At 64.5% G+C, this 25,588-nt stretch carries 22 protein-coding genes and 2 tRNA genes; 11 read left to right on the top strand and 13 right to left on the bottom strand.

Annotated features, from left to right (window positions below):
• Positions 1-171: 171 nt before the first annotated feature.
• Positions 172-1,800, top strand: coding sequence for an OpgD/OpgG family glucan biosynthesis protein (locus BAU07_RS07330; protein WP_066665011.1), 1,629 nt, complete (start codon positions 172-174; stop codon positions 1,798-1,800).
• A 110-nt stretch (positions 1,801-1,910) separates the two neighbouring features.
• On the opposite strand, the gene BAU07_RS07335 is transcribed toward BAU07_RS07330, so the two are convergent.
• Positions 1,911-2,687: a hypothetical protein gene (locus tag BAU07_RS07335; protein ID WP_157122101.1), complete on the bottom strand. Its 777-nt coding sequence runs from the start codon at positions 2,685-2,687 to the stop codon at positions 1,911-1,913.
• 223 nt (positions 2,688-2,910) lie between these two features.
• Positions 2,911-3,162, bottom strand: a complete 252-nt coding sequence (locus BAU07_RS07340; RefSeq protein ID WP_066655426.1) for a hypothetical protein — start codon at positions 3,160-3,162, stop codon at positions 2,911-2,913.
• 360 nt (positions 3,163-3,522) lie between these two features.
• Between BAU07_RS07340 and BAU07_RS07345 the strand changes: the two genes are divergently transcribed.
• A complete protein-coding gene (locus tag BAU07_RS07345) occupies positions 3,523-5,073 on the top strand; it encodes a sulfatase-like hydrolase/transferase (RefSeq protein ID WP_066655428.1) in 1,551 nt (516 codons plus the stop codon).
• A gap of 65 nt (positions 5,074-5,138) precedes the next feature.
• Here the strand turns inward: BAU07_RS07345 and BAU07_RS07350 are convergent, their stop codons facing one another.
• Both BAU07_RS07350 and BAU07_RS07355 read right to left on the bottom strand, forming a co-directional pair.
• Positions 5,139-5,912: an aldolase gene (locus BAU07_RS07350; protein ID WP_066654056.1), complete on the bottom strand. Its 774-nt coding sequence runs from the start codon at positions 5,910-5,912 to the stop codon at positions 5,139-5,141.
• A gap of 100 nt (positions 5,913-6,012) precedes the next feature.
• Positions 6,013-6,993, bottom strand: coding sequence for a Bug family tripartite tricarboxylate transporter substrate binding protein (locus BAU07_RS07355; RefSeq protein WP_066655431.1), 981 nt, complete (start codon positions 6,991-6,993; stop codon positions 6,013-6,015).
• A gap of 185 nt (positions 6,994-7,178) precedes the next feature.
• Here BAU07_RS07355 and BAU07_RS07360 point away from each other — a divergent pair, with 185 nt between their 5' ends.
• Together BAU07_RS07360 and BAU07_RS07365 are read left to right on the top strand one after the other, a co-directional pair.
• On the top strand, positions 7,179-7,766 hold the full coding sequence (locus BAU07_RS07360) for a helix-turn-helix domain-containing protein (protein ID WP_066655434.1): 588 nt from the start codon (positions 7,179-7,181) through the stop codon (positions 7,764-7,766).
• Positions 7,767-8,099: 333 nt separating this feature from the next.
• A complete protein-coding gene (locus tag BAU07_RS07365; RefSeq protein ID WP_066665013.1) occupies positions 8,100-8,303 on the top strand; it encodes a cold-shock protein in 204 nt (67 codons plus the stop codon).
• A 500-nt stretch (positions 8,304-8,803) separates the two neighbouring features.
• On the opposite strand, the gene BAU07_RS07370 is transcribed toward BAU07_RS07365, so the two are convergent.
• Both BAU07_RS07370 and BAU07_RS07375 read right to left on the bottom strand, forming a co-directional pair.
• Positions 8,804-8,892, bottom strand: a tRNA-Leu gene (locus tag BAU07_RS07370).
• A gap of 622 nt (positions 8,893-9,514) precedes the next feature.
• A complete protein-coding gene (locus tag BAU07_RS07375) occupies positions 9,515-10,012 on the bottom strand; it encodes a DUF2165 family protein (protein ID WP_066655437.1) in 498 nt (165 codons plus the stop codon).
• A 321-nt stretch (positions 10,013-10,333) separates the two neighbouring features.
• Here BAU07_RS07375 and BAU07_RS07380 point away from each other — a divergent pair, with 321 nt between their 5' ends.
• Positions 10,334-11,575, top strand: a complete 1,242-nt coding sequence (locus tag BAU07_RS07380; RefSeq protein ID WP_066665015.1) for an MFS transporter — start codon at positions 10,334-10,336, stop codon at positions 11,573-11,575.
• Between the two features lie 13 nt (positions 11,576-11,588).
• Here BAU07_RS07380 and BAU07_RS07385 read toward each other — a convergent pair whose 3' ends face one another.
• Positions 11,589-12,584, bottom strand: coding sequence for a tripartite tricarboxylate transporter substrate binding protein (locus BAU07_RS07385; protein ID WP_084025472.1), 996 nt, complete (start codon positions 12,582-12,584; stop codon positions 11,589-11,591).
• A 159-nt stretch (positions 12,585-12,743) separates the two neighbouring features.
• Between BAU07_RS07385 and BAU07_RS07390 the strand changes: the two genes are divergently transcribed.
• The 4 genes from BAU07_RS07390 to BAU07_RS07405 all read left to right on the top strand — a co-directional run bounded on the left by BAU07_RS07390 (position 12,744) and on the right by BAU07_RS07405 (position 15,330).
• Positions 12,744-13,727, top strand: a complete 984-nt coding sequence (locus BAU07_RS07390; protein ID WP_066655440.1) for an NAD(P)H-quinone oxidoreductase — start codon at positions 12,744-12,746, stop codon at positions 13,725-13,727.
• Positions 13,728-13,835: 108 nt separating this feature from the next.
• A complete protein-coding gene (gene tpiA, locus BAU07_RS07395; RefSeq protein ID WP_066655442.1) occupies positions 13,836-14,624 on the top strand; it encodes a triose-phosphate isomerase in 789 nt (262 codons plus the stop codon).
• A gap of 20 nt (positions 14,625-14,644) precedes the next feature.
• Positions 14,645-15,112 (top strand): preprotein translocase subunit SecG, encoded by a 468-nt coding sequence (secG, locus tag BAU07_RS07400; RefSeq protein WP_066655444.1) that lies wholly within the window; start codon positions 14,645-14,647, stop codon positions 15,110-15,112.
• A gap of 133 nt (positions 15,113-15,245) precedes the next feature.
• Positions 15,246-15,330, top strand: a tRNA-Leu gene (locus BAU07_RS07405).
• 186 nt (positions 15,331-15,516) lie between these two features.
• Here BAU07_RS07405 and BAU07_RS07410 read toward each other — a convergent pair.
• The 3 genes from BAU07_RS07410 to ilvD all read right to left on the bottom strand — a co-directional run bounded on the left by BAU07_RS07410 (position 15,517) and on the right by ilvD (position 20,007).
• The gene (locus BAU07_RS07410; RefSeq protein ID WP_066655447.1) at positions 15,517-16,890 is read right to left on the bottom strand and encodes an FAD-dependent oxidoreductase; all 1,374 of its coding nucleotides are present in this window, start codon (positions 16,888-16,890) and stop codon (positions 15,517-15,519) included.
• A gap of 48 nt (positions 16,891-16,938) precedes the next feature.
• Positions 16,939-18,225 carry an MFS transporter gene (locus tag BAU07_RS07415; RefSeq protein WP_066655449.1) on the bottom strand — a complete coding sequence of 429 codons (1,287 nt, stop codon included), beginning with the start codon at positions 18,223-18,225 and terminating at the stop codon, positions 16,939-16,941.
• A gap of 72 nt (positions 18,226-18,297) precedes the next feature.
• Positions 18,298-20,007 carry a dihydroxy-acid dehydratase gene (ilvD, locus tag BAU07_RS07420; RefSeq protein WP_066655451.1) on the bottom strand — a complete coding sequence of 570 codons (1,710 nt, stop codon included), beginning with the start codon at positions 20,005-20,007 and terminating at the stop codon, positions 18,298-18,300.
• Positions 20,008-20,237: 230 nt separating this feature from the next.
• Between ilvD and BAU07_RS07425 the strand changes: the two genes are divergently transcribed.
• A complete protein-coding gene (locus BAU07_RS07425) occupies positions 20,238-20,945 on the top strand; it encodes a FadR/GntR family transcriptional regulator (protein WP_084025474.1) in 708 nt (235 codons plus the stop codon).
• Between the two features lie 136 nt (positions 20,946-21,081).
• On the opposite strand, the gene BAU07_RS07430 is transcribed toward BAU07_RS07425, so the two are convergent.
• Together BAU07_RS07430 and BAU07_RS07435 are read right to left on the bottom strand one after the other, a co-directional pair.
• Entirely contained in the window at positions 21,082-22,476 is a 1,395-nt protein-coding gene (locus BAU07_RS07430; protein ID WP_066655457.1) for a GntT/GntP/DsdX family permease, read from the bottom strand.
• A complete protein-coding gene (locus BAU07_RS07435; RefSeq protein WP_066655460.1) occupies positions 22,473-23,021 on the bottom strand; it encodes a gluconokinase in 549 nt (182 codons plus the stop codon). The genes BAU07_RS07430 and BAU07_RS07435 overlap by 4 nt, the downstream gene beginning before the upstream one ends.
• 299 nt (positions 23,022-23,320) lie before the next feature.
• Between BAU07_RS07435 and BAU07_RS07440 the strand changes: the two genes are divergently transcribed.
• A complete protein-coding gene (locus tag BAU07_RS07440) occupies positions 23,321-24,082 on the top strand; it encodes a bestrophin-like domain (RefSeq protein WP_066655468.1) in 762 nt (253 codons plus the stop codon).
• Between the two features lie 52 nt (positions 24,083-24,134).
• On the opposite strand, the gene BAU07_RS07445 is transcribed toward BAU07_RS07440, so the two are convergent.
• Positions 24,135-25,586 (bottom strand): PepSY-associated TM helix domain-containing protein, encoded by a 1,452-nt coding sequence (locus tag BAU07_RS07445; protein WP_066655470.1) that lies wholly within the window; start codon positions 25,584-25,586, stop codon positions 24,135-24,137.
• Between the last annotated feature and the right edge of the window lie 2 nt (positions 25,587-25,588).

Raw genomic sequence — 25,588 nt, forward strand, 5'->3', positions numbered from 1 at the left:
GGAGACGCCATGGTAACCCGGCGCCGAAGGCTCGCCGCTTTGTGAACTGTCGTTACCGGGACCTTCGCGGCTGACTTGCACTCGGGACGACATATGGGTTCAATGTGGGTCGGGCGGGCGTGGCGCGGTTCTGGTCACGCCTTTTCTTTGGCTCCGTTTTCCATGGTATCCATGCATCGAAGAACTCTGCTGAAAGCCTCCTGCGCGGCGCTGGCTGCGTGCACCGGCCTGCCTGCCTCTTTCCTGATGGCGTCGCGCGCGTTCGCCGACATTGCCGATGGCGACGCCAAGCCCTTCAGCTTCGAAGCACTGAAGGCAAGGGCCAAGGCCCAGGCCGCCAGGCCTTACGTCGACACCCGCGAAGTCCTGCCGCCCACGCTGGCCAATATGACGCCCCAGCAGTTCAATGCCATCCAGTACGACGCCGAGCACTCGCTGTGGCAGCGCAAGGGCAAACTGGACGTGCAGTTCTTTCATGTCGGCATGGGCTTTCGCCAGCCCGTGCGCATGCACAGCATCGATGCACAGACCCGCATTGCGCGCGAAGTGCATTTCCGTCCGGAACTGTTCAACTACCAGAGCAGCGGCGTGGACGTCAGCCAGCTCAAGGGCGACCTGGGATTTGCCGGCCTGAAGGTGTTCAAGGTACCGAACATCGACAAGTACGACATCGTGTCCTTCCTGGGCGCCAGCTACTTCCGCGCGGTGGACAACACCGGCCAATACGGCTTGTCGGCGCGTGGCGTCGCCGTCAATACCTACATCGGAACCGTCGAGGAATTTCCCGACTTCACGGAATTCTGGTTCGAAACGCCGGCGTTGGACAGTACCCGTTTCGTCCTGTACGCGCTGCTGGATTCGCCCAGCGTCACTGGCGCGTATCGCTTCGATATCGATTGCCTGAGCGATCGCGTGGTCATGGATATCGATGTGCACCTGAACGCGCGCACGGACATCAAGCAATTGGGCATCGCGCCCATGACCAGCATGTTCAGCTGCGGCACCAACGAGCGCCGCATGTGCGACACCATCCATCCCAAGATCCATGACTCCGACCGGTTGTCCATGTGGCGGGGTAACGGGGAATGGGTGTGCCGGCCACTGAACAATCCGGAGCGCATCCAGTTCAATACGTTCGTCGACAACAACCCGCGCGGCTTCGGGCTGCTGCAGACGGACCACGATTTCGCCTCCTACCAGGACACCGTCGACTGGTACAGCCGTCGCCCCAGCCTGTGGGTGGAACCCACCTCCGATTGGGGCGATGGCGCCATCAACCTGATGGAGTTGCCAACCACCGGGGAAACGCTGGACAACATCGTGGCGTTCTGGAACCCGAAGGAGCCCGTCAAGGCAGGGCAGTCGCTGCACTACGGGTACAAGCTGCACTGGGCCGCGCTCGCGCCGGTGCAGCCGACCCTGGCCCGGGTGCTGGCCACGCGCACCGGCATGGGGGGATTCGTCGAAGGCTGGGCGCCGGGTGAACACTATCCCCGGGTCTGGGCGCGCCGTTTCGCCATCGATTTCGTCGGTGGCCCGCTGCAAGGCATGGACAGGAACGAGCGGCTCGAATCGGTCATCGAGGTGTCGCACGGGCAGGCCAAGGATTTCCAGATCTTCGCCCTGCATCCGGAGGTCGAAGGATTCCGCGCGATGTTCGACTGGTATCCCACCAGCGACAGCACCGAGCCCGTGCAGATGCGCGGTTTCCTTCGCCGCAGCAGCGACAAGCAGGTGCTCAGCGAAACCTGGCTGTATCAGTATTTTCCGCCGCCACCGGACAAGCGCCGGTACGTGTAAGGGGGCTGAGCGGCGGGGCGTTCCTGTGGATCCCCCGCCGCCCCAATACGCCTAAGGACCAGCCGGGCCGGCGCGCACCGGCTGGTGGAGCAGGTACGCCACGCCATGCTTCAAGGAGGCGGGCTGGCCTTGCTGTACGCGGTTTCGCGGGCGAGCGCCACGTCCAGGATCTGCTTGATGATGAGTTTCTTGTGCAGCAGGCGCATTTCGTCGGTGGGGTCGCGATGGTGTTGGCGCGGCTGGCCCGACTCGTGCCATAAGTCCCAACGCATCATCATGAACAATGGCGCCAGTTCGCCGATTTCCGGGCGGGCGGTCACAAGCTGGCGCGCGTGGCGGTCGCCATCTCCCGCCAGCTTCCACAGGCAATACTTTTCCAGGGCCGCCCCGGTCACATACCAGGCCAGCATGGAGTCGCGTATATCGCGCTCGGCCCGCGAGGCGTCGTAGCCGCGCTGGTAGAACGCCCGTATGGCCACCTGCCGCTCGAACCGGCCGGTTTTCTTCCAGTCCTCGATGGTGTCTTCCACCAGGTCCAGGAAGATTCCGCCCAGGTCGTGGAACAACGCGTCGTAGTAGTGTTCTTCCAGCAGGCAGTTGCCCGGATCTGCCCGCCATTTATCGTAGTGGGGCCGTGCGGCTTCCCCCGGCCCGGCCGTATCCCATTTGCCGCGTACCCTCCGGATGACAGGCAGCTCGCTGTAGGGCCCCTTGGACTCGACAAGCATCTCCACGTCTTCGATCGTGGTGATGCGCCGCTCCATGTCGGGAATGCGCTGGATCACGATATCGACGTGCGGGGCGGTCGTTGCCAAGTTGTCGGCGTAGTGGATCCTGAGGTCGGCGGACCGCTGGCCGGGAACGCTGGCGAAATCTGCACTGGCCATGGATGCATCCGGCGCAGGCGCCGTGGCCTGCACGCTTGCTTCAGGAGAGACCGGATTGCCGTCCACGCGGCCAGCGGTAGCCAGCGCTGGCATCGCTGCACCGCCGAAGGTCCTTGATACTTGCATGAGTGATCGTCTCGCGGGTGGTTGAGGTACGCGTGCGTACGGGGCACGCAGACTTGGTTCCCTGGCCCCGAAGGCGTGCTTGCGTGGCCCGCTGCATTCAGGCGTAGCGGCGCGAACCGGCGCGCGCGACCGCCCCGGCATGGCCTTGGACGACTTTGACGCGGTGATCATCGGGCAGCTTGTAATGGCCGTGGGTCAAGTCGCGCACCCACGAGTCCAGTGTCCCGATCCCTATGTGTTTCGAGTCCAGTTGGCGGATCCAGTCCCGGTAGCCCACCAGCCAATCGACCAGGACTCCATGGCCGCGCAGCGCCGCCGCGAGGTCATCGAGAAAGCTGTGCCTGCCCAATCCACATCCTTTCAGCGCCAGGATTGGGGCCGAATGCGCTGGCATTGCGCGCTGATTCGTTGAGCAAGCGCAAAATCGAATAAGACCCACGAGGCGCAGATATGGAATCTTTCCGGTACGCGGATTCCTAATCGGTCTTTCCATCCTATCGTTGGCTTGGCCCGCCCATCCTTCACGTAGCGGCGCCGCACCTTGCGGCGCTCGGATACAGGCCCCGCCGGCGTCTCCACAGTGCCTCACTCCCGACCCGGCGCCGCGACGGCAGCCTTCCGCTCGCGTCCGAACCGATCGTCCCGCATATCGTTCGCTCTAGGCCCAAGCATTCTTGAATGCCTGGCGCTGCTCTATGCCGGGTCGGGCTTGCTGGCGCTGGATGGCTTCTTCGCCTTCGAGCGATTCCGCGCCATCGGCGTGAACGCGCAGGGGCATTTCGGCCTGGCCGAGTACATCAGGCAGGGCGTGTTCATACTGGAATACGCGCTTGCCATCCTGGCCTTGTATGGCGCGACACGGGCGGGGCGCTGGCGCGGGGCCACGCTGCTGGTTTTGCTTTGGCTGATGACGACGGTGGATCTGACCGCCCACGCCGTGTATGGCAGGCCGGCCGAGATAGGCAACATCAGTGCCTTGAACGCGTCCGCGGCCATGCTGGGCGCCGCGCTGCATGAATATGGCTCCACGATCGCAGTCGCGTCAGGCAAGACGGTGCTGTTTTTCGTGCCGCTTCTGGTCAAGGCCATGGTTTGCCGCAGGTCCCGCTGGCCGTTCGTTGTGCCGCTGATACTGATGTGCGCACTCAGCGGCATGTACGGCTACATTCTGGTCAAGCGTGGGCCGCCGGCGCTTATCGGTTTTCCGAAAGGGTTCTCCTATGGGCTGGGTACCTTGTATATCGCGCTCAACGAAGTGCTCGACCGGCCGCAATATGTTCCTGCGCGGCCATTTGGCGCAGCGCACGGCGACATCCGGAATGTGATCGTGATCGTCGACGAGTCCGTCGAATACGACTACTTTTCCAGACTGTTTCAGGGCAAGCGCAGCCTGTATGCGGATTTCGGCCGCGCCTATAGCGGCGGAAACTGTTCCGCGGCTTCCAACTACATCCTCAGAAAAGCCTTCTGGCCGCGCAGCGACAGCGGTCATGTCGGTATCACGCAAACCGACAGCCTGTTCGCCCTGGCGAAGCGGCAAGGCTACGCGACGACGTATATCGACAATCAGCGGGTATTGTCGGATCCAACGACGCGCAATTACATCGACCGGGCCGAACTGGCCGATATCGACCACGTCATCGAGAATGATGGGGTGCTTTACAAGCGGGATGAGCAGACCGTGCAGCAGATCGCCGATCACGCGGCCACGGGCAAAAACTTCATCTTCGTCAACAAGGCCGGCGCGCATTTCCCCTATCGCGACTATATCGAGCCAGCCGTCGTATCGGGCGATAGGGTCAGCGACTACATGACCGCGATTCGGGCGAACTCGGTCGACTTCCTGCTTGCGCTGCAGGCGCGGATTCCCGATGGCTCCATCGTTTTCTATACATCAGACCACGGGCAAAGCCTCGCCGGCGGGGCCACCCATTGCAACACCGGGGACGCAATCACCGAGCAGGAGTATCGCGTGCCATTCCTTGCGATGGCCACAGATCCCAGCCTGCAGGCCCGCCTTCAGAGGGCGTCGCACACCCAGCACGACAGGCTGACCCACCTGGAGTTCTCGGAGTCGATTCGTAATGCGATGGGGTATCAGTTGGACGGGATGAAATCGCTATTCACGTCCACCCCCCTCGCTTCCCCGTTCTGTGGGCTGTATGGCTCGCCGAAAGTGTTCTTCGGTGTGCGACCGGAATGCAAGGCCCTGTGGGCGCTCTCGGACCAGAAGGAGCCGCCAATCCCACCTGGCTCATGAGTCGCCAGCGCGCGCAATACACGGTGCACGGTGGCCTTCCAAGGCAAGCGCACGCTCGCCACGGCTCAAAGCGCCGGTAGCTCCCGGCGCGCGCGGCGCGAGTAGTAGGCGAACGTCGCTTCATACCGCCGCGGCGTACTGACCCACTTCTGCGCCTCCGCGCCCAGGTCGTGGGGAATCGGCTGGATCTCGCCCGCGGCCATCGCCAGCAATTGCAGCCGCGCTGCGCGTTCGAACATCACGCCCAGCACGCAGGCTTCTTCTACGCTGGCGCCGCACACCAGCAGCCCGTGGTGCGAAAGCAGGATAGCCTTCTTGTTCCCCAGCGCGCCGCTGATGATCTCGCCTTCCTCATTGCCCACCGGAATGCCGGGCCACTCGCCCAGGAACGCGACCTGGTCATACAGCACGCAGGTATCCATGTGCGAGATGGTCAACGGCACTTCCAGCATCGCCAGCGCGGATGCGTGCGGCGCGTGCGAGTGCACGATGCAGTTGATGTCCGGCCGCGCGCGATACAGCCAGGAATGGAAGCGGTTGGCCGGATTGGGCATCCCTTCGCCCTTCAGCACGTTGAGGTCTTGGTCGACCAGCAGCAGGTTGTCGCTGGTAATTTCATCGAAACCCAGGCCGAGGCGCTGCGTCCAGTAGGTGCCCGCCGTCTCCGCGCGAGCGGTGATCTGGCCGGACAGGCCGGAGTCGTGCCCGAACGCGAAGAGGATGCGGCAAGTCTCGGCGACCGCTTCGCGCAGCGGCATCTTTTCCGAGCGCAGGTCGCTTTCCATTTTCTTGAGCGAAGCGCTGACGATTTCGCCCTTTTTGAGTTGCATGGTTTCCATGTCGGTCTCCTGGTTCGAGAAGAGTGTAAAGGGGTTATTCGTAGAGAGTGTCCGTCGGTCGGCTAAGGAGCGCCGCAGGGGATATCCGCGGCCGCTTCGTTCACTGTTCCTTTGCGCCGGCCAGGATCTTGGACCAGCGCTTGTCTTCCTCCGCCACCAGACGCCGGAATTGATCCGGCGAAGACGAGGCGGTGGCCGTGCCCTGCTTGAGCAATGTGTCCTTGAATATGGGATCGGCCACCACCTTGGCCACTGCTGCATTGAGCGTGTCGACGACATCGGCCGGCAGGCCGGCCGGGCCGATCAGGCCCGCCACGGAACCCGAGACGATGCCCGGATAGCCGAGTTCCGTTGTCGAAGGCACGTCCGGCGCGCTCGCGAGCCGCTGCGTATTGGCCACCGCCAGCGCGCGCAGCTTCTGCGAAGCGACGAAGGGCATAACCTGCGGCGTCGCTTCGAACGTCATGTCCACCTGCCCGGCTACCACGCCGGTCACGGACTCGGCGCCGCTCTTGTATGGCACGTGCAGGAACCGGATGTCCTGCGCTTCCTGCAGGATCGCCATGCCTTGATAGGGCGAACTGCCCAGGCCAGCCGTTCCGAAGCTGATCGAGTTGGGCTTGTCCTTGGCCAGCTTGATCAGGTCGCCGAGGTTCGCGGCCGCCACGCCCGCGTTCACCGCGATGAGATGCGGCGTATTGGCGACCAGGGAGATGTAGGTGAAGTCCTTCTTGCTGTCGAACGGGGCCTTCATGCCCGTATGCGGGTTCACCGCCAGTACGCCCATCGTGGTGAACATCAGCGTGTAGCCATCGGGTTTGGCCCGCCTGATGTAGTCGGCCGCGATGTTGCCGCCGGCGCCTGGCCGATTTTCGACGATCACCGTCTGGCCGAGCTGTTCGCCCAATGCCTTGCCAGCGGCGCGCGCCACGAGGTCTGTGATCCCGCCGGCGCCGAAGGGCACGACGAGGCTGATGGGGCGGTCGGGATATCCGCCGGCGAGCACGGATGGCGAGAACAGAGACAGCGGGGCAAGACAGGCGAGCGCGCTGAGCAGCGCGCGGCGGTGCGATGGCTTCATGGTCAATCTCCCTTGTTCTGGAATTGAATTGGAATCAGGTGTCAGACACCATGGTGTTTAGTATGACACTTAAGTGTCCTTATAGGAAACGAAAGTTGATTCGGTAAAACCCTGCGTCTAGAATTCCTCTTCGGCGCAGGGCATCCCGACCAGGGGGCGGCGCGGCACGGGGCTTATGCGGAAACATGGAAGACAAACTGCGCGACAACGTCCTGGGTGAACGCCTGGCATCGTTCCGGAAACTGAATGCATTGACGTTGGAGCAGGTCGCGGAACGCGCCACGCTGACCAAGAGCTATCTCTCAAAGCTGGAACGTGGCCTGTCGTCGCCGACCATTGGGACGTTGTTGAAGCTGGCGAAGGCGCTGGATGTCAGCGTCGACCAGCTGATAGGGGAGCCGGCGCAATCCAGCGAGATCCTGCTGGTGCGCGCCGCCGACCGCGTTCCCTTCAGCCCGTCGCGGGAGCGGCAGGGTTATACCTATGAAGCCATCGCCACCGAACGCCTGAACAAGGCGATGACCCCGTTCATGATGACGCCGCCGTTCTCGGTGGACGCCGAACACGAACTCGTCAGCCATGCGGGGGAGGAACTGATCTACGTCGTCAGCGGCGACATGGAAGTCATCTTCGCCGGCCACACCATAGCCATGACCGCGGGCGACTCCCTGTACTTCAATGCGTCGCTTCCCCACCGCTCCCGGTCGCTAGGGGCCACGCCGGCCCAGGCGCTGGTGGTTGTGTCTGATCCGACGAGGCGGCCTGGCGCATGACTGGCGCATACACGGCGCGCAAGTGGCGCAGCTGGTGGTGCCCGAGACCGGAATCGAACCGGTACGGCCGATTAAAGCGGCGGTGCGCGCCTATCAAACAGGCGGTGATATGGAGCAAGCCGCTCATTAGCAGGAAATCGCTTCGCCCGCTCGACTCACAAAAGATATCGCTTGACGCATCGCAGCAGTGGCCCCATAGTGGGGGTAGATTCTCAAGCGTTGCGATCGTTCGGTTGTTGTCGAGTTAGCAGTTCGTCATCATTGTCCATGTCCCTCCTTGATCGTCTCTGTTTTCGGACGTGCGTCCGTATCTCATCAAGGATTTATATGGAAATGGAAACCGGTGTCGTTAAGTGGTTCAACGCTGAAAAGGGCTTCGGCTTCATCATGCCTGAGAGTGGCGGCAAGGATTTGTTCGCGCATTTCTCCGAAATTCAAGGCGGTGGATACAAATCGCTCGAAGAGAATCAGCGCGTTAGCTTCATCGCTGGTCAGGGCGCCAAAGGCCCGCAAGCAACGAAGATCACGCCGCTGTAAGCACTAGCCGCCGACGCGTTGCCGTTGGCGTACCCGTGCAATAAAGAGCCCTCATTAGAGGGCTTTTTTGTATGAGATTGCGCCTAGAGGAGGCCCTGGGTTGTTGAAGCGCCCACGGCCGCACCCAGACAGCGTGATGGCAAGTGGGCCTGTGACGGCACCCGGCGCAGGGGACTCTGGCTGCCCCAGAACCTAGCTCTTTTGCAGGCGCTTCTCGGGTGGTAGTCCTTGAACAGTGGATGCTGGTCGGCACTGATGGTCAGCATGGTGTAGCTCTCGATCCATTCCCTGGCCGGCGAGCGCCACTTGTTCAACAGCCCGCGATCCCCAGCGGCGCACCGTCAGCCACCGGAACTGGGTGTCCACGACCTTACCGCTGCGCCAGTCCGGTTCGAAGATTGCGTCGGTCGGCAAGCTCGTCAAATGCGGAACGCCTCGCGGAACATTTGCGGAACGCCTCTGCTTCTGCGAATAGGCACTACGCCGTAAACCTGCGTCTTTGGTGCCCGAGACCGGAATCGAACCGGTACGGCCGATTAAAGCCGGAGGATTTTAAGTCCTCTGTGTCTACCAATTTCACCACTCGGGCCTGCTGGGCGGAGTGCGGTGACGGAGCATCGCCCTCGGCGCCGTTGCCGCGCACTGAGCGCCCAGCGGGGACGCGCATTGTACCGTCCGGCGTCCTCCCCGGGGCCCGTCGCGCCGCGCGGAATGGCCGCGCCCCCCGCAACGGCCTTGTCGAAATCGGTGTCGAAGGACCCGGGAACACGCACGAAATCCGATACAATCCCGCCCGTGGAAGGTTGGCAGAGTGGTTGAATGCACCGGTCTTGTTCAATCGAGCGCCGCGGGGGAAACCCGGCGGATGTAAGGAGTCAAATTCGGTGAAGCCCCTGGACCCGCTTCCGAGGTAACGCCGAGCGAAGATCGATGCCGCCCACGGGCGACGCATCGATAACGTGTAGAGACTTGACGGCTCCCACCTAACGTCCCCATGCTCATCGGGACCATGGTGAAGGCAAAGTCCAGACCCGCAAACAGGCCGCAGCGCCTGGTGGCGAAAGCCATAGGGGTACGGAAAACCGGCGGGGCTTCACGGCCCTCGTGAGTTCGAATCTCACACCTTCCGCCAGTTCAATGAACCGGGCGCCGCTCCAGGCCCCTGGATGCCGCGCAGGTCTCCCGGCCGGTAGTCCCTCCTGCAGCGATCGCTACGCCGCTTCCCCCTCAGGCTGCATCAGGAATATCGCCACGGCCATCATCGTCATGTAGAAATGAAAGGCGCTGTCCTGGCCATTCCACTGGGTCGACTGCCACATCGAGAACCACTCGCCGCCGATCACCATGAAGCCGATGAACCAGATGGCGAAACCCAGGCCGATGCCGACGATCCCCAACGATTTGGCCCGGTGAAAGCTTGCGGCCGGCGCCCGCGCCGTGGCGAACAGCCTGATGGCGCAGACCAGGAAACACAGGCCCATTACCAGTTCGGCGGCGATGATCCCGATATACGCGACGCGCTGTATGTCGGGGTTGGTGATGGCGCGCCACTTCAGCGCGTTCTCCGGGAACACGGTATCCATGCTCAGCACATGCTGGACGAAGGCGTGGTTCGACGGATAGTCGATGATATTGTCGACGCCGACGAGCAACCCGAACAGGGCGAGTCCCAGAACCATGACAGCCTTGGCGTAGCGGGCAGCGATCATCGCGTCGTTCCTTGGTAAGTGCAGCGTGTTGGATAACGGTGGTGGGCATACAGCGCGGCCCGCCCGCAGGGCTGGCGTAATTTAGCGTGGAGCAGGCCGGGGTGGAAGGCGGCGGCGCGAATTATTACGCCTCGAGCTGTTGCAGGTTCATTTCGGATGCGACCACGCGCCGCGCTGGCCGCCCGGGCAAACCGGACGGGACGCCCTTCAGTGCAGGTCGGTCCTGAAGGAATCCCTTATCCGCCGCATAAGCGGCCAACGCTGTACGGACGGAAATGAGCGGCGCATCATGCGGGCTCGTACGCAATGGAGTCGCAGCGCATGCAAGCCACAGCCGCCAAGGCGTCCGGTCCGGGCAAAGGCCCGGTGCCGTCCAGTACGGTCTTCTGCCTGGGGCTCGCCCAGCTTATTTCCTGGGGCGTGTCCTATTACCTGATAGGCGGCTTCGGGGGCTATATCGGCAACGCGCAGGGCTGGGCGCGGGACACGGTCTATGGCGGTTTTGCGCTCGGGCTTCTGGTCATGGGGCTGACCTCGCCCATTACCGGGCGCCTGATCGACCGCCACGGCGGACGCAAGGTCATGATGGCCGGGTCGATCCTGAATGCCGCGGGCTGCGCCATGCTGGCGTTTTGCCACACGCTTCCCGTGTATTACGCCGCGTGGCTGGTGCTGGGCCTGGGCATGCGTCTCACGCTGTATGACGCTGCGTTCGCGGCGCTGGCACGCATCGGCGGTCCGCATGCGCGCCGTCCCATCTCGCAGATCACCTTGTTGGGCGGCCTGGCATCGACCGCCTTCTGGCCGCTGGGGCATTACCTGGCGGAGCAGTACGGCTGGCGCATTGCGCTGCTCGTTTATGCGGGCTGTGCACTGGCGACGCTGCCTTTGCACTGGGCGATCCCGGGCGGCCGACACGGCGAGGGCCCACAGGCCCAGGCCCCGGTGGCCCGGGCGCCATTGGCCCTGCGGCGCGCCGATGTGCTGATCGGGGGCGGCCTTTACGCCATGGTGGCCACCATGGCCAATTTCCTGAACGCGGGGATGTCGGCCCACATGATCGGCCTGCTGGACGGCCTGGGCCTGGGTGCCGCCGTGTCCGTGTGGATCGCCACCTTGCGTGGGGTAGGGCAGTCCGGGGCGCGCTTGTGCGAGGTGTTGTTCGGCCGGCGCGTGGAGCCGTTGCTGCTCAATCTGGTGGCATGCCTGCTGATGCCGCTGGCCTTTGTCGCGGGCCTGTACAGCGGCAGGGCGGACGCCGCGGCTATTGCCTTCGCCTTGCTTTACGGGGCCTGCAACGGGATCCTGACGATCACGCGGGGCACTGTTCCGCTGGTCCTCTTCGATCACCGGACCTATGGCGGCCTGGTCGGACGGCTGCTCGTGCCCAGCTTCATCCTGTCGGCTGCCGCGCCAGTCGTCTATGCCGCGGTCATGGACGGATGGGGCTTGCAGTGGGGCCTGTATCTGTCCCTGGCCTGCACCGGACTGATGCTGCTCGCCGCCGTGCTGTTGATGGCGCGGTTCGGCGGGCGGCGCAGCCGGATACAGGGCGAGGGCTGATCGCCCGCCTTCCTCAGTTCATCGTGATGCCGCGTTCCTTCACGAGCCTGGCCCAGAGTGGCATCTCGCGCTGCAGCCGTTCGCGCGCCTGCGCCGGGGTGCTCGGCTGCGGATCGAAACCTTCCTTGACCATGCGCGCGGAAAGGGCCGGCGTGCCGAGTGCGCGGTTCAGCGCCGCGTTCAGCTTGTCGATGACGGCTGGTGGTGTGCCACCCGGCGCGAACACCATGAACCAGGTCTCGAAATCGTAGCCCGGGACGCCCGCTTCGGCGATGGTCGGGACGTCCGGCATCAGCGGCGAGCGGCGCGGTCCCGTGACGCCCAGTGCGCGCAGCTTGCCCGCCTGCACCTGCTGCTGGGCCGCCGACAGTACGGGGAAGCACATATCCACCTGCCCGGCCATCGTGTCGATCAAGGCCGGGCCGCCGCCGCGATAAGGCACGTGCGCGATATCCACCTTGGCCAGCGACTTGAAGAGTTCCGCCGCCATGTGGAAGGTGCTGCCGGGCCCGGCCGAACCGTAGTTGAGCTTGCCGGGCCGCGCCTGCGCCAGGGCGATCAGTTCCTTGACGTTCTGCGCCGGCAGTTTGGGGTTGACCACCAGCACGTGCTGGGAAGTCGCCACCATGCCGATGGGCGACAAGTCCTTCTGCGTATCGAAGGGCATGTTGCCGAAGATGGCCGGATTGATGGCGAGCGACACGGTCTGCAGCCCGATGGTGTAGCCGTCGGCGGGCGCCTTGGCGACGAAGTCGACGCCGATATTGCCGCCGGCGCCGGCGCGGTTTTCGATGACCAGCGCTTGTCCCAAGGCCTTGGCCCATTCGTCGGCCACCAGGCGGGCCGCGATGTCGGCGCTGCCGCCCGGTGCGTACGGCACGATCAGCCTGACGGGCCGCTCGGGGTAAGCGGCCTGAGCCCGGACATGTTGCGGAGCGAGTCCCGCGATGAAAGGGAGGGCGGCGCAAAGCAGGCCGACAAGCCGGCGGCGTGGGCGAGGCGATGTCATGGTGTCTCCTGGTTTCGTTATTGCCGGCGGTCCGTGGCGGGGCACGGCCGCTGGTCCGATCGATTGTAGGGTGGTCATGGGATCGTCAGGTTGGCGGCGGCGCCCCGCGCGATAATGCAGGCTTCGCCTCGAATCCAGAACCCGTCACAGGAGCCGACCATGCTCGCCGTTGAAATCTCCCGCCCAGGCGGCCCGGAAGTGCTCGTCCCCGTCCAGCGTTCCACCCCGGAACCGCGCGATGGCGAGGTCTTGATCAAGGTGTCGGCGGCGGGCGTAAACCGTCCCGACACCTTCCAGCGCAAGGGCTCGTATCCGCCGCCTCGTGGCGCATCCGACCTGCCGGGCCTGGAAATCGCCGGCGAAATCGTCGCGGGCGATGCGGCCGTGGGCGGCTTTGCCATTGGGGACAAGGTCTGCGCGCTGGTGGCCGGCGGCGGCTACGCCGAGTACTGCACGGCGCCCGTACAGCAGTGCCTGCCGATTCCCGCCGGGCTGTCCGAGGTGGAGGCCGCGGGCTTGCCGGAAACCTACTTCACGGTATGGACCAATGTATTCGACCGCGGCCGCTTGAGCGCCGGCGAAAGCCTGTTGGTGCATGGCGGGGCCAGCGGCATAGGCACCACGGCCATCCAGTTGGCATGCGCCTTCGGCAACAAGGTCTACGCCACGGCCGGCAGCGACGATCGTGCGCGTGCCGTGGAGAAGCTGGGCGCCTCCCGTGGCATCAACTATCGCAGCGAGGATTTCGTCAAGGAAGTCCTGGACGCCACCGGCGGGGCGGGGGTCAACGTCATCCTGGACATGGTGGCTGGGGACTATATCGCCCGCGATATCCAATGCCTGGCCGACGAAGGCCGCATCGTCCTGGTTGCCACCCTGGGCGGCAACCATGGGAATGTGGATTTCGGGCAGGTCATGCGGCGCCGCCTGACGATCACCGGCTCTACCCTGCGCCCGCGACCGGTCGCCTTCAAGGGCGAGATCGCCCGCAGCCTGCGCGCCCATGTGTGGCCCTTGCTGGCCAACGGGACGGTCAAGCCCATCGTGCATGCCACCTTCCCGCTGGCGCAGGCCTCTCAGGCGCACGCCATGATGGAGGCGGGCGAGCAGATCGGCAAAATCATCCTGACGGTCGAGCGCTAACTCGCAAACACGATACAATCGCGGGTTTGACCCAGATTTTTTCAAACGATGAGCACAGCCGACCGCCGCGACACGACCGCCGCCCCTGCCGGGCCGGCTTCCGCAGCCATGCAGGGAACCCAGTCCGGTACGCGGGGCGCCACGGCGTCTGCTGCCCAGGACGGCGCGCGCGCGCGCCTGGTGCTGGGCAACTGGAAGATGCACGGCAGCCTGAACGACAATGCGGCGCTGCTGACCGCGCTGCGTGCCGGTGCCGGCGCCGCGACCTGCGAGATCGGGGTTTGCGTGCCGTTCCCTTATCTCGCGCAGGTGGAAGTGTTGCTCAAGGGCAGCGCCGTCTCCTGGGGCGCGCAGGATATCAGCGTGCATGACAAGGGGGCGTATACCGGAGAGGTGTCCGGCGCCATGCTCAACGATTTCGGCTGCCGCTGGGCGCTGGCCGGGCATTCCGAGCGCCGCGCGATGCACGCCGAAAGCGACGTTCTGGTCGCCGAGAAGGCCAAGGCTGCTCTGGCCGTTGGCCTGACCCCGGTCGTGTGCGTCGGTGAAACGCTGGCCGAGCGCGAAGGGGGCAACACCCTGGGCGTCATCGAACGTCAGTTGGAGCCGGTCCTGGATCTGGGCGCCGAGGCCCTGGGCCGCATGGTGTTGGCGTATGAGCCCGTGTGGGCCATCGGCACCGGGCGCACCGCCACGCCGGAGCAGGCCCAGGAGGTGCACAGCGCTATCCGTGTCGCGTTGCGCGGGCTGGGCGTGCCGCAGGTCCGAGTGCTTTACGGCGGCAGCGTCAAGGCTGCCAATGCCGCCACCCTGTTTGCCATGCCCGACATCGACGGAGCCCTGGTGGGCGGCGCGTCGCTGGTGGCCGATGAATTTTTGCGTATCGCCGCAATTTGAGTTTCCGTCCGGAGTAAGTAATGTCTTTGATGCTTTCCCTGCTGATGGTCGTACAGGTGCTGTCGGCACTGGCCATCATCGTTCTGGTTCTTCTGCAGCAAGGCAAGGGCGCCGACATGGGCTCGGCCTTCGGCACCGGCTCGGCGGGCAGCCTGTTCGGCGCGTCCGGTGCGGCGAACTTCCTGTCGCGCACCACCAAGTGGGCCGCCGTCGTCTTCTTCGTGACCACGGCCGGCCTGGCCTATGTGTCGCACAAGGGGGCGGCCCCCACCGTGGATACCGGGGTGATGCAGAACTACCAGCCGCAAGACCGCTCCGTGCCGCAGGCGCCGGGCAGCAGCGTGCCGGGTGCCAGCAGCGTGCCCGCGCCGGCCGGCGATGCCTCCGTGCCCAGCGCGCCGGCGCAACCTGCCGCGCCCGCCAAGCCCGACGCGGCGGTTCCGCAGGCTCCCGCCACGCCGGCCGCTCCGGCGCAGCCGGCCAAGTAAGCGGTAGGCAAGGTGCGGCCCGCGGCAAGTCGCCGCCGGCCGTGCTAGAATTTCAGACTTTCCAGCGCGCCAGCGGCTGAGCGAAATGCTCCCCAGGCGCGTAGGGAAGACGATACGAAGACCATACGAATACGCCGACGTGGTGAAATTGGTAGACACGCTATCTTGAGGGGGTAGTGGCGAAAGCTGTGCGAGTTCGAGTCTCGCCGTCGGCACCAGGAAATGCTCCAGGGATCCCCTGGAAAATCCAAAAAGCCCGCAAGGATCAAGTCCTTGCGGGCTTTTTGTTGCCTGGACGGCAGCGATGTTGGCGGCGAGCGGGCTGTCTGGCGGGGCAAGGTGCAGGCAGATCCCATGGCCGCGTGCTGCCCTGCGGCGTTCGTCCACCTCCACCGCGGCCTCGCTTACAACGCGCTGCCCAACGCTCGCATCCCGGCGCGGACTTCCTGCCCCGCGATATCGCGCAGGCGCCGACCTGAATCCAGCGACAGAACGGCCGCCACGGCGGCGGCCCGGCCGTACTCGAAGCATTGGGCGGTCACACGCGCCGAAGCCAGCGCTTCATGTTCGGCGCTGAGGCAGCGGCCGGCGACAATCAGGTTCTCGCCTTGTTCGGGTACCAGTGCAAGATAGGGCACCTCGTAATAGTCGTCCAGCAACCAGTGCAGCTTGGGTTTTTCGCCCGCATGCAGCTCTATCGGCCACGGCACCCTGCAGATGCCGTCATCGCGCTTGCGGCAGGACAGCACATCGTCGTTGGTAAGTGTCTCGACGCCCACGATGCTGCGGGTCTGGCGCACGCCGACTTGCGTGCCGGTATTCACTACGTAACTGGCCTCGCAGCCGGGGATGTTGTCCGCGAGGAAGGCCGCATATTGACGCACCTGGCGCCGGCCGGCGATTTCGGCCTCGGTGAAGTCTTCCGGATCGATGACATTCAGCATATGGCCATCACGGGCCGTCAGTCGGGTCGCGTTGACCAGCAGCTCGCCGGGCCGGGTGGTGGGGAAAATCCAGATTTTCTTCCGAGGCAGCTCGTAGCGCCCCGCGGCGTCGGCCTGCTCGATCGCCTCGCTGACCTTGGGCGGGTTGATGGTGTCCTCGCCCCAATAGGCTAGAAAGCGCGGCATGTCGATCTGGCCCAGCCTGAAGAACATGGTCGGATTCTGGATCTTTCCGTGGTCGCCGAAAACATAGCGGTAACCGGCGCGAGCGATGACCGCGGCATCGCCGGAGGCGTCGATGATGCGCTGGGCCAGGATCACGGATCGCCCGGCAGCCGATTCGACGACGACGCCGATGCACGCGTCGCCTTCAACGATGACGCCGCTCACACTGGTATGGAAGAGCGTTCTGGCGCCGGCGTCCTCGACAAGTTGATCCGCCGTCTCGCTCCACATGAGCGGGTCATGCGTAACCGTCCAGGTTTTGCCGTAGCGCTGCGGCGCCGTCACGCCGTTGCGGCGAGCCAGCTCGGCGCGGAAACGCTCGGTGTATCCGTGCACCACTTGGCGGGGTTCGGCGTGGACTTCGCTTGCCAGATACATGCCGCAGATCGTCCCGGACATGCCTGCCACGGCCGCGCCGCCAAAGAATCCGTAGCGCTCGATGATCAGGGTGCGCTTGCCGTGTTCGGCCGCCGTCGTCGCCGCGGCCACGCCGGCGGCGCCTCCGCCCACGACCAGCACATCTACCTCGGCCAGGACGGGCAGGTCGGGCACGGCGTCGTAGCGGCTTTCGAGATGCCAGGCCGGGAAATCAGTGTTCTTGCTGTCCATGCTGTCTCCTCCGGAGGCGAGCCGCCGTTGACGGCGGCGGCCCCTGCGTCAATCTATGTTCTTGTGCACGGTTTCAGGCCCCAGTGCAAGCGCGATCAGCGTCAGGACACCCATGCCGCCCATGTAGACGACGATAGGCCACCAATGTTGATAATAGGTATAGAGCGCCGTTGCGATAAAGGGCGCCAGGCCGCCGGCCAACAGCGATCCCAATTCTCGCGAGAAGGCGAAGCCGGCCAGGCGGAATTCGGTGTCGAAGAGCTCCGCGTACCAGGCAGCCTGTGGCGACAGCATGGCCGGGTACGCTATACCCAGGCCGACCGCGAAGCCCAGGGCCACCGCCCAGAAGGCATGCATGTCCAGCAGCATGAAGAAGGGCGCCAGCCATAGCACCGAGAAAATGATGCCGGCCAGGTAGACCTTCTTGCGACCGATGCGATCGGACAACGCGCCGTAGAACGGAATGGTCAACAGCTGGATGGCCGATGCAATGATGACGGCCCACAATGCCGTCGACTTCTCCATCTTGAGCGTAGTCACCATATAGGACACGCAAAATACCGGGTAGAGATAGGCGAAGCCGTTCTCTCCCATGCGCGAGCCGATGACGATGAAGAAGCTGCGCGGGTGATGCTTGATCGCCGAGAGCAGACCGATCTTCTTTGTCTTCAGCGCCTGCTGCGATTTCTCGAAGGCCGGCGGCTCCTCGATGTTGCGCCTGATAAGGTAGCCCACCAGCACGCAGGCGGCGCCGAGCAGGAACGGAATGCGCCATCCCCAGGCCATGAATTGCGCTTCGCTGAGCACGTTCAGGAAGAAGAAGAACACCGCGTTGGCCAGCAGCGTGGCCGCGGCAAAGCCCAGCGGCGCCCAGGCGCCGGCCGCGCCGCGCTTGCCTTTCTGCGCGTGCTCCACCGACAACACCACGGCGCCGGCGTATTCGCCGCCCGCGCCGAACCCCTGGATCAAGCGCATCAGCACCAGCAAGGCCGGCGCCCACAGGCCGATGCTGTCGTAGCCGGGTAGCAGGCCGATGGCGGTGGTCGCGCCGCCCATCAGGAACAGTGTCAGCACCAGCACGGTTTTTCTGCCGACCTTGTCGCCCAGGTAACCGAGAAACAGCCCGCCCAGTGGACGGGCCAGAAATCCCACCGCATAGGTGGCGAAAGCGGCCAGTGTGCCGACCAGCGGATCGCTGTTCGGAAAGAAAACCTTGTTCAGTACGATGGCCGCCGCGGTGCCATAAATGATGAAGTCGTACCATTCCAGGACGGTGCCGATGAATGCTGCCAGACCCGCTTTCCTGGACTTCTGTGCCGCTGTCTGCGTGGACATGTTGGGCTGTCTCCGTATGCCGTTGTTATGGTTCGTCAGGCGTGGGCGCCCGGGCAAGGGCGCCCGCCCGGATCAAGATGTGTGCGCGTGCACTTTGCGTTTGCCCAGCACCGCGCCCTGTTCGATGGGCTGCACCAGTTGGGCATACTGCAGAAGATAGGTACTGTTGCCGCCGCCCAATTCGAGTTCGCGAGGCTTCCATTCGCCCAGGCGGCGGGCGATCTCCTCGTGCGGCACATCCATGTCGATCTTGCGATTGACGAAGTCGATATGGATGGTCTCGCCCTGCCTGACCACGGCAAGCGGACCCCCGGCTGCCGATTCCGGCATCAACTGGCCGACGATGATCCCCCGGTTCAATCCGGATAGCTCGCCGTCGGTGACGACGGCCACGTATTCGGCGATACCGGCGCCATTCAAGGCCGCCACAAAGCTGCACGCGAACACGGTGCCCGGTCCGCCACTGGGACCCATATTGCGCAGCACGATCACGTCGCCCTTGTTGATTTTTCCTTCGCCGAGCGCCGCAATGGCTTCGTCCTCGCCTTCGTAGATATTGGCGGGGCCGGAAAACCCGGCCCGTTCGCCCGGTACGGCTGACAATTTCACGATTGCGCCGTTGGGCGCGAGGTTGCCGCGCAGAATACCGACGCCGGGCCGCTGGCTGACCGGATTCGCCAGCGACCGGATGATCTTGCCGTCCTTGACGGCTGCATTGCGGATGTTTTCGCCGATGGTCTGGCGCGTGACGGTGAGCGCATCGAGATATAGATGTTCGCGCAACTCGCTCATGACGGCAGGTGTGCCACCGGCCGCTTCCAGGTCTTCGGTGCGGAAAGGACCATTGGGACGCACGGCCGTCAGCAGCTTGATGGTCTTGCCGTACTCCTCGTACAGCTTCACCACGTCCAGCGCGAGTTCGGCTTCGGTGGCGATGGCGGCAATGTGGCGCACCGTGTTGACCGAGCCGCCGACGGCCAGCACCATCATGACGGCATTGCGGATGGCTTCTTCGGTAATGATTTTGCGCGCCGAGACGCCGTGGCGCGTCAGTTCGACGATCTGGCGGCCGGCGGCTTGTGCGTACTCGTTCAGCCGGCGGCCATTTGCCCAGATGGGCGAGTTGCCTGGCAGGGTCATGCCCATGGCCTCCGCGACGATATGCATGGAGTTCGCGGTTCCAAGGCCAGCGCAGACGCCGGGCGACTGGATCGCCACATCGGTCATGTCGGTGAGGTCCTTGAGCGTGATCGTACGGGTCGCCAACGCGCCGATCTGCTCATAGACGTCGTCGATGTCGAAGAACTGATCCTCGAACTTCTCGTTGGAGCACTTGCCGCCGATCTGGTAGCCACAGGTCAGGAGCAGGGAAGGGACGTCCAGGCGCGCGGCGGCCATCAGGTGGGCGGGCGTGGTCTTGTCGCAGGAAGACAGGCAGATCATGCCGTCCAGCACCGCGCCTTCCATCATGCATTCCACCTCATTAACCATCAGGTCGCGGGTGGGCATGAGGTAGCGCGCTTTCTTGCCTGCGCTGGTGACGAAATCGCTGGGGGCAACGGTGCGTACTTCGAAGGCCAGCCCGCCGGCATCGCGGATGGCTTGCTGGACCAGGGCGCTGATGGCGTCCAGGTGGACGTAACAGCAGGACAGCTTGTTTGAGGTGTTGATGATGGCGATCTTGGGTTTGTCCATGTCCTCCTCACGGATACCCATGCTGCGCCACTGGCTGCGCCGCACCGCCCAGCGGGTGGAGCCGGGTTCGAAGTTGCTTCTGTACATCGTTCTGTCTCCTGAATTGCTGCTCGCATGGCCACCAAGCCTGCGGGCAAGCCTGTCGAGGATTGGTATGCTATCCGACTAAAAGTGGTCTGACAACTGTCCAATATCCAGGGATTTACCCTAGGAGATGTATTCGTCGCGCAGGCTGCAAGGGGAAGTGGACGGACCATTTTTCCGAAGAATGGTAAAGTTCCTCGGTTATCTATTTCGCATGTCCGGCATTGAGCCACATGAGCAAGCCCCGTTTTTCAATGCTTCCCATAAAGCGCACAGACATCTTCCAGGAGGTCTGCCAGCAGCTCGAAAACTTGCTTAATAGCGGCCAATTCCAGATCGGCGACAAACTGCCCTCCGAACGCGAACTGTCCGAGAGCTTTTCCGTGAGCCGTTCATCGATCCGCCAGGCGCTGAAGGTGCTGGAAGCGGCGGGACGCATCGAGACCCGTGTCGGCAGCGGTACCTACTTCGTCGAAAAACAGGCGGTTGCCAGCAGCGGCGACAACCTGAATGCGCTGCTGGCGCAGGGCGTGAGCAAGGAGTTCATGCAGCAGTTGATCGCGGCGCGCACGGCCGTCGAGCGCGCCGTGTTCGAGGCGTATTCCATCAAGGCCAACAAAGGCAGCATCCGGGCCTTGAAAGAACTGATCGACGAGAACGCCCAGGACAAGACAGCGAAGGACGAGTTCGAGGAAAATGCGGGGCTGGACCTGAGCTTCGAGGCCAAGGTCGCCGAGCTGGCCGGCAATCCCATCCTTTCCGCCATGCAGCGGCAGATCCATCAGCTATGGACACAGGCTTGGAGAATCTACGGCTTTGTGCCGGAAAGCCGTGACACGCTGCACCAGGAGCACTGCGCGATCATTGAAGCGCTGGCATCGAAGAACACGCCGCGTGTTATCGACTTGGTAGTCCAGCACGTGGACAAGGAAGTCCTGTAGCGTTGCTGCCGCGCGTGGTCTGTGTCGCGCGACAATATCCGACAATACCGAACGCGGCACAGCCGCCACGATGCGGGCCGCAATCGTACCCCCATCGCGCCATACAGGCGGGCGCCAAGGCGCGGCCCACGGTCGATCAAATCACCACCGACAACCCCAAGGTCAGCACCAGCCCCATCACCGCCAGCACGGTTTCCATCAGCGACCACGTCTTGATCGTCTGGCCGATGGTCAGGCCGAAATACTCCTTCACCAGCCAGAACCCGGCGTCGTTCACGTGGGAAAAGAACAAAGAGCCTGCCCCGATGGCGAGCACGACCAGGGACAACTGGCCGGGGGGCAGGTTGGTGGCCAGGGGAGCCACGATGCCGGCCGCGGTGACGGTCGCCACCGTCGCGGATCCTGTGGCGAGGCGGATCAACACCGCCACGATCCAGCCGAGCACCAGCGTGGACAGCCCGGCCGCCAGCGCGATCTTCGCGATGGCGCTACCCGTGCCGCCATCGACCAGCGCCTGCTTGAAGCCGCCGCCGGCGCCGACGATCAGCATGACGCCGACTACCGGCAGCAGGCTGTTGCTGATTTTCTTGGACAGCACCGGCATGGAGAACCCGACCGCCCTGCCGAAGGTAAACATGGCCATCAGCACGGCGACCAGCAGGGCGAAGACCGGATCGCCGATGAAGTCCAGGATGTGGCGCAGCGGGGAGCCCTTGTCCAGCCAGATATCGGCGGCCGCCTTGAGCAGCATCAGCACGATCGGCGACAGCAGCGTAATCAGGGTCCACGCGAACGTCGGGCTGCGGCGTGGCTTGGCGTCCTGTTCGTCCGCGGCGCCTTCGGCCGCTTCCTCGCCCGAGGTAACGGCGAAGCCCGCGCCGGCGGCGCCTATGGGCACCATGCGCGCTGCGAGAACACCGAACATGGGGCCGCCGACGATCACGGTCGGGATGGCGATGAGCAGTCCCAGCGCCAAGGTCATGCCGACATCCGCGTGCAGGATGGCGATGGCGGCGAGCGGGCCCGGATGTGGCGGAATGAAGCCATGCAGCACCGACAGTCCCGCCAAGGCGGGAATGCCCAGCCGCATGGCCGGTCCCTTGGACCGGTGCACGGCCAGCATGACGACAGGAATCAGCAGGACGAGGCCGATCTCGAAGAACATCGGGATGCCGATGATGCTGGCCACCAGCGCCATCTTCCAGGGCAGGGTGGCGGGACGTCCGCGCAGGATGCGGTCCACCAGTTGATCCGCCCCGCCGGAGTCGGCCAGCAGCTTGCCGAGCATGGCGCCCAGCGCGATCAGCACGCCGACATAGCCGAGCACACTGCCGACGCCGGCTTCATAGGATGACGCGACTTTCTCCAAGGGGATTCCGGAGCCCACCCCGACAAAAAGCGCGCCGATGGTCAGCGCGATGAAGGCATGCAGCTTCAGCCAGACGATCAGCAGGACCAGGATGCCAATGCCGACGGCCGCCACGATAAGCACCTGGATATCGTGGGAGGTCAACGCGGTCGCTGCATTCATTGGCTATCCTTGTTTCCGGTTGCGGAAGTCAGGCCCAGGGTCTGGATAATGGTCTGTGCGATGGCCGACGGTGCCGGACCGACATCGACGCGCACGGCGGGCTCATCGGGTGTGGGCTCTTCCAGGGCGGCGAACTGGCTGTCCAGCAGGGTGGGCGGCATGAAGTGCCCATGCCGGGCGGTCAGGCGCGCCGCGATGACATCGCGCGAGCCCGCCAGGTAGACGAAGGTGACGCCGGCGCCGCGCCGGTTGATGACGTCCCGGTAAGCGCGCTTGAGCGCCGAGCATGTGATCAGGCCGTTCTCGCCGGCGTCCAGGCATGCGTCGACCCAGTCGGCGACTTTCTCCAGCCAGGGTGCGCGGTCTTCGTCGGTAAGCGGGTGCCCCGCATGCATCTTGTCGATATTGGATTGGGGATGCAGGGCATCGCCTTCCTCGAATGGCCAGTTCAGGCGACCCGACAGGATGGCGGCGACGGTGGTCTTGCCGCAGCCGGATACGCCCATGACCACCAGCACCATCGGTTTTGCGACGGGTTCAGTCATCCAAAGGACCTCCTTGGTATGGCTGGCGCACATGCCTGCGGCAAGCGCGCGTGCGGGCCAACCGTTGGGTGCCGGGCGGGATGCGCACGCCGGTCGGGGCGAGGCAGGCCGCCGCGGAATTAAGCTGTTGTTCAGGCTATTCACGCGCGACGGACAGATTAGCCGAAAGTCTGGCAACGGTGTGGATGAGCTATGCCTGCGTAGGCTTTATGGTGCCCGGCCAACGGCCGAGGGGTCGATAGTCTTGCAAGCCCGTCTGCCCCTATGCTGGCGCGATTGTCCAGCCGCGAGATCCGATCTTGAGCCATCTGCTGATTGCCGTTTTGGTTTTCGCCAGCGTGACCGCCGCCGCGGTCGTCGGGTTGCGCCTGCGCGATGTGCTGCCGGAACACCACCTCAGCGCCTTGTCCGTGGACGCGATCAAGCTGGCAACGGGGTTGGTGGCCACTCTGGCCGCATTGGTGCTGGGACTGCTGGTGTCGTCGTCCAAGGGATCGCTGGACTCCGTCAATGGCGAGTTGACACGCAATGCCGCCTATATGCTCGAACTGGACCGGCTGCTCCAGGACTATGGTCCGGCCGCTGCGGAGTTACGCGCCGGGATGCGGCGGGACTACGCGACGACGGTGCGACTGCTGTCCGAAGAGCAGCCGATCATGGTGGACAGGGCCTATATGCAATCGCGCATGCGCTACCTGGAGGATTACCAGTTCCGGCTCATGCAACTGCAGGCGGATGATGACCTGCACCGCCAGATGCGCGCGCGCGCCGTACAACTGCAAGGGCAGGTCACCAATACGCGGTGGCTGCTGGTCCTGCAACGTGACGGCGCGATATCGATGCCTCTGGTGACGGTGCTGGTGGCATGGCTGGTGGTGATCTTCGCGTCGTTCGGCCTGCTGTCGCCGCGCAACGGCGCCGTGGTGATCGCCCTCGTACTGTCCGCGCTTTCCGCCTCGGGCGCGATCTTCCTGATCCTGGAAATGGATCGGCCGCTGGACGGCATGGTCCGCATTTCTGTGGTGCCCCTGCGCGACGCCTTGCAGCGCATGGCGCAGTAGAGCGATCCCGCGGGGAGGCGAGCCACCCGCCGGGATCGCGCATCCTGTGCCTTCAGGCCTGGCTGTGGCTGTGTTGTCGCGCGCGTCCTGCGAATTGCCAGCGCGTCATGTCGACCAGCATGAAGGCCAGCAGGCTCAATCCCATCAGGGGAAGGGTCCATCCCAGGGCAAGGGCCAACAGCAGGGCGGCCCAGCGCTGCGCCGCTGGCAAGCGGCGCCACGCCTGGGACACCGTCAATACAGGCGCGCCGGGGGCGGGCCGGCGCCGCCACCACATGGCATAGCCCAGCACGATCATGACGCTCAGGGCGATGCCGAAGGCGGCCATCAGCAGCTGGTTGGCCCAGCCGAAAAGAATCCCCATATGCGCGTCGATGCCCCATCGGATGAGCTTGGCGACGAGCGGGAAGGAGGCGAAGTCGGCGCGGCTGACGATGGACATGTCGCGGCCATCGATGGCGACCGTGTCGACCTGCGTCGGCCAGGCACGATCGACCTCCCGCACGGTCCAGGCCTGGTCCGCCTTGCGCGGCGGGCGGATTTCAATGTCGCCGGCATCGATCCCGCCGGCCTGTGCGGCCAGCAGGACACGGTCGAACTGCGCCGCCGCGGGAGCGCCCGACGTCGCGCCGGCCACCGGGGAGGCGCTCGCACTGGCCGCTGCCCTCCCATGCATATGTTCCGCGTGCTCGCCGCCCGATGGGCTGTGCGGTCCTGCCGTCAGCTTGGTGGACACCGATGGGGTGACCCAGCCCAGCTCCTGCCGCACGACATCGATACGGCCTCCGGCCCAGCGTGACCAGGTCAGGCCGGTTGCCGAAAGAAAGAACAGCCCGATCGCGATCCAGAGCCCGATGACGCTGTGCACGCGGCGCAGCCGCCTTCTCCCCCCAGAGGATGCACGGGCGACCTGTGCGGCGCGCCGCCGGCCGCTGGCCCACAGGATGATGCCTCCCAACGCGGCGAACCATAGCCACGATGCGGCAAGCTCGCTGTAGTTGCGGCCGGCATCGCCGAGCATGAGATTGCGATGCAGGAAATCCAGCGTCGTGCGAAACGGCAGGGTGCCGCTGGTGCCGTACACAGGCAGGTCGCCCTTGATGTCCAGCGTGACGGGATCCACGAAGATGGCGCGCTGCCGGGAGTCATCCAGCGCCGGATCATTGAACATCACGCGCGTGGTCCTGCCTGGCTCCAGCGCCGGGCGCACGGCGGCCAGGGTCAGTCCGCCCCCGATCGCGCTTCGTGCGGCGTCGATCTGCTCGGCCAGCGTGCGCCGGGGGCCGGGCGCATCGCTGCGGAGCTGGGCCGCGTACAGGTGATCCTCGATCTGTGGCGTCAGGACGAAGAGCGTGCCGGTGATGGCGGCAACCAGGATGAAGGGACCGACGAACAGGCCGACATAAAAATGCAGGCGGGTCAGCAGCGCGATCAGCGCGGTTCCTGAAGCCGGTGTTTGCGCGCCGCGGAGAGCCGTCGGGGCGCGCTGTTGTGCTTGGGACATGG

It is taken from the genome of Bordetella flabilis, assembly GCF_001676725.1.
Taxonomy (GTDB): Bacteria; Pseudomonadota; Gammaproteobacteria; order Burkholderiales; family Burkholderiaceae_B; genus Bordetella_C; species Bordetella_C flabilis.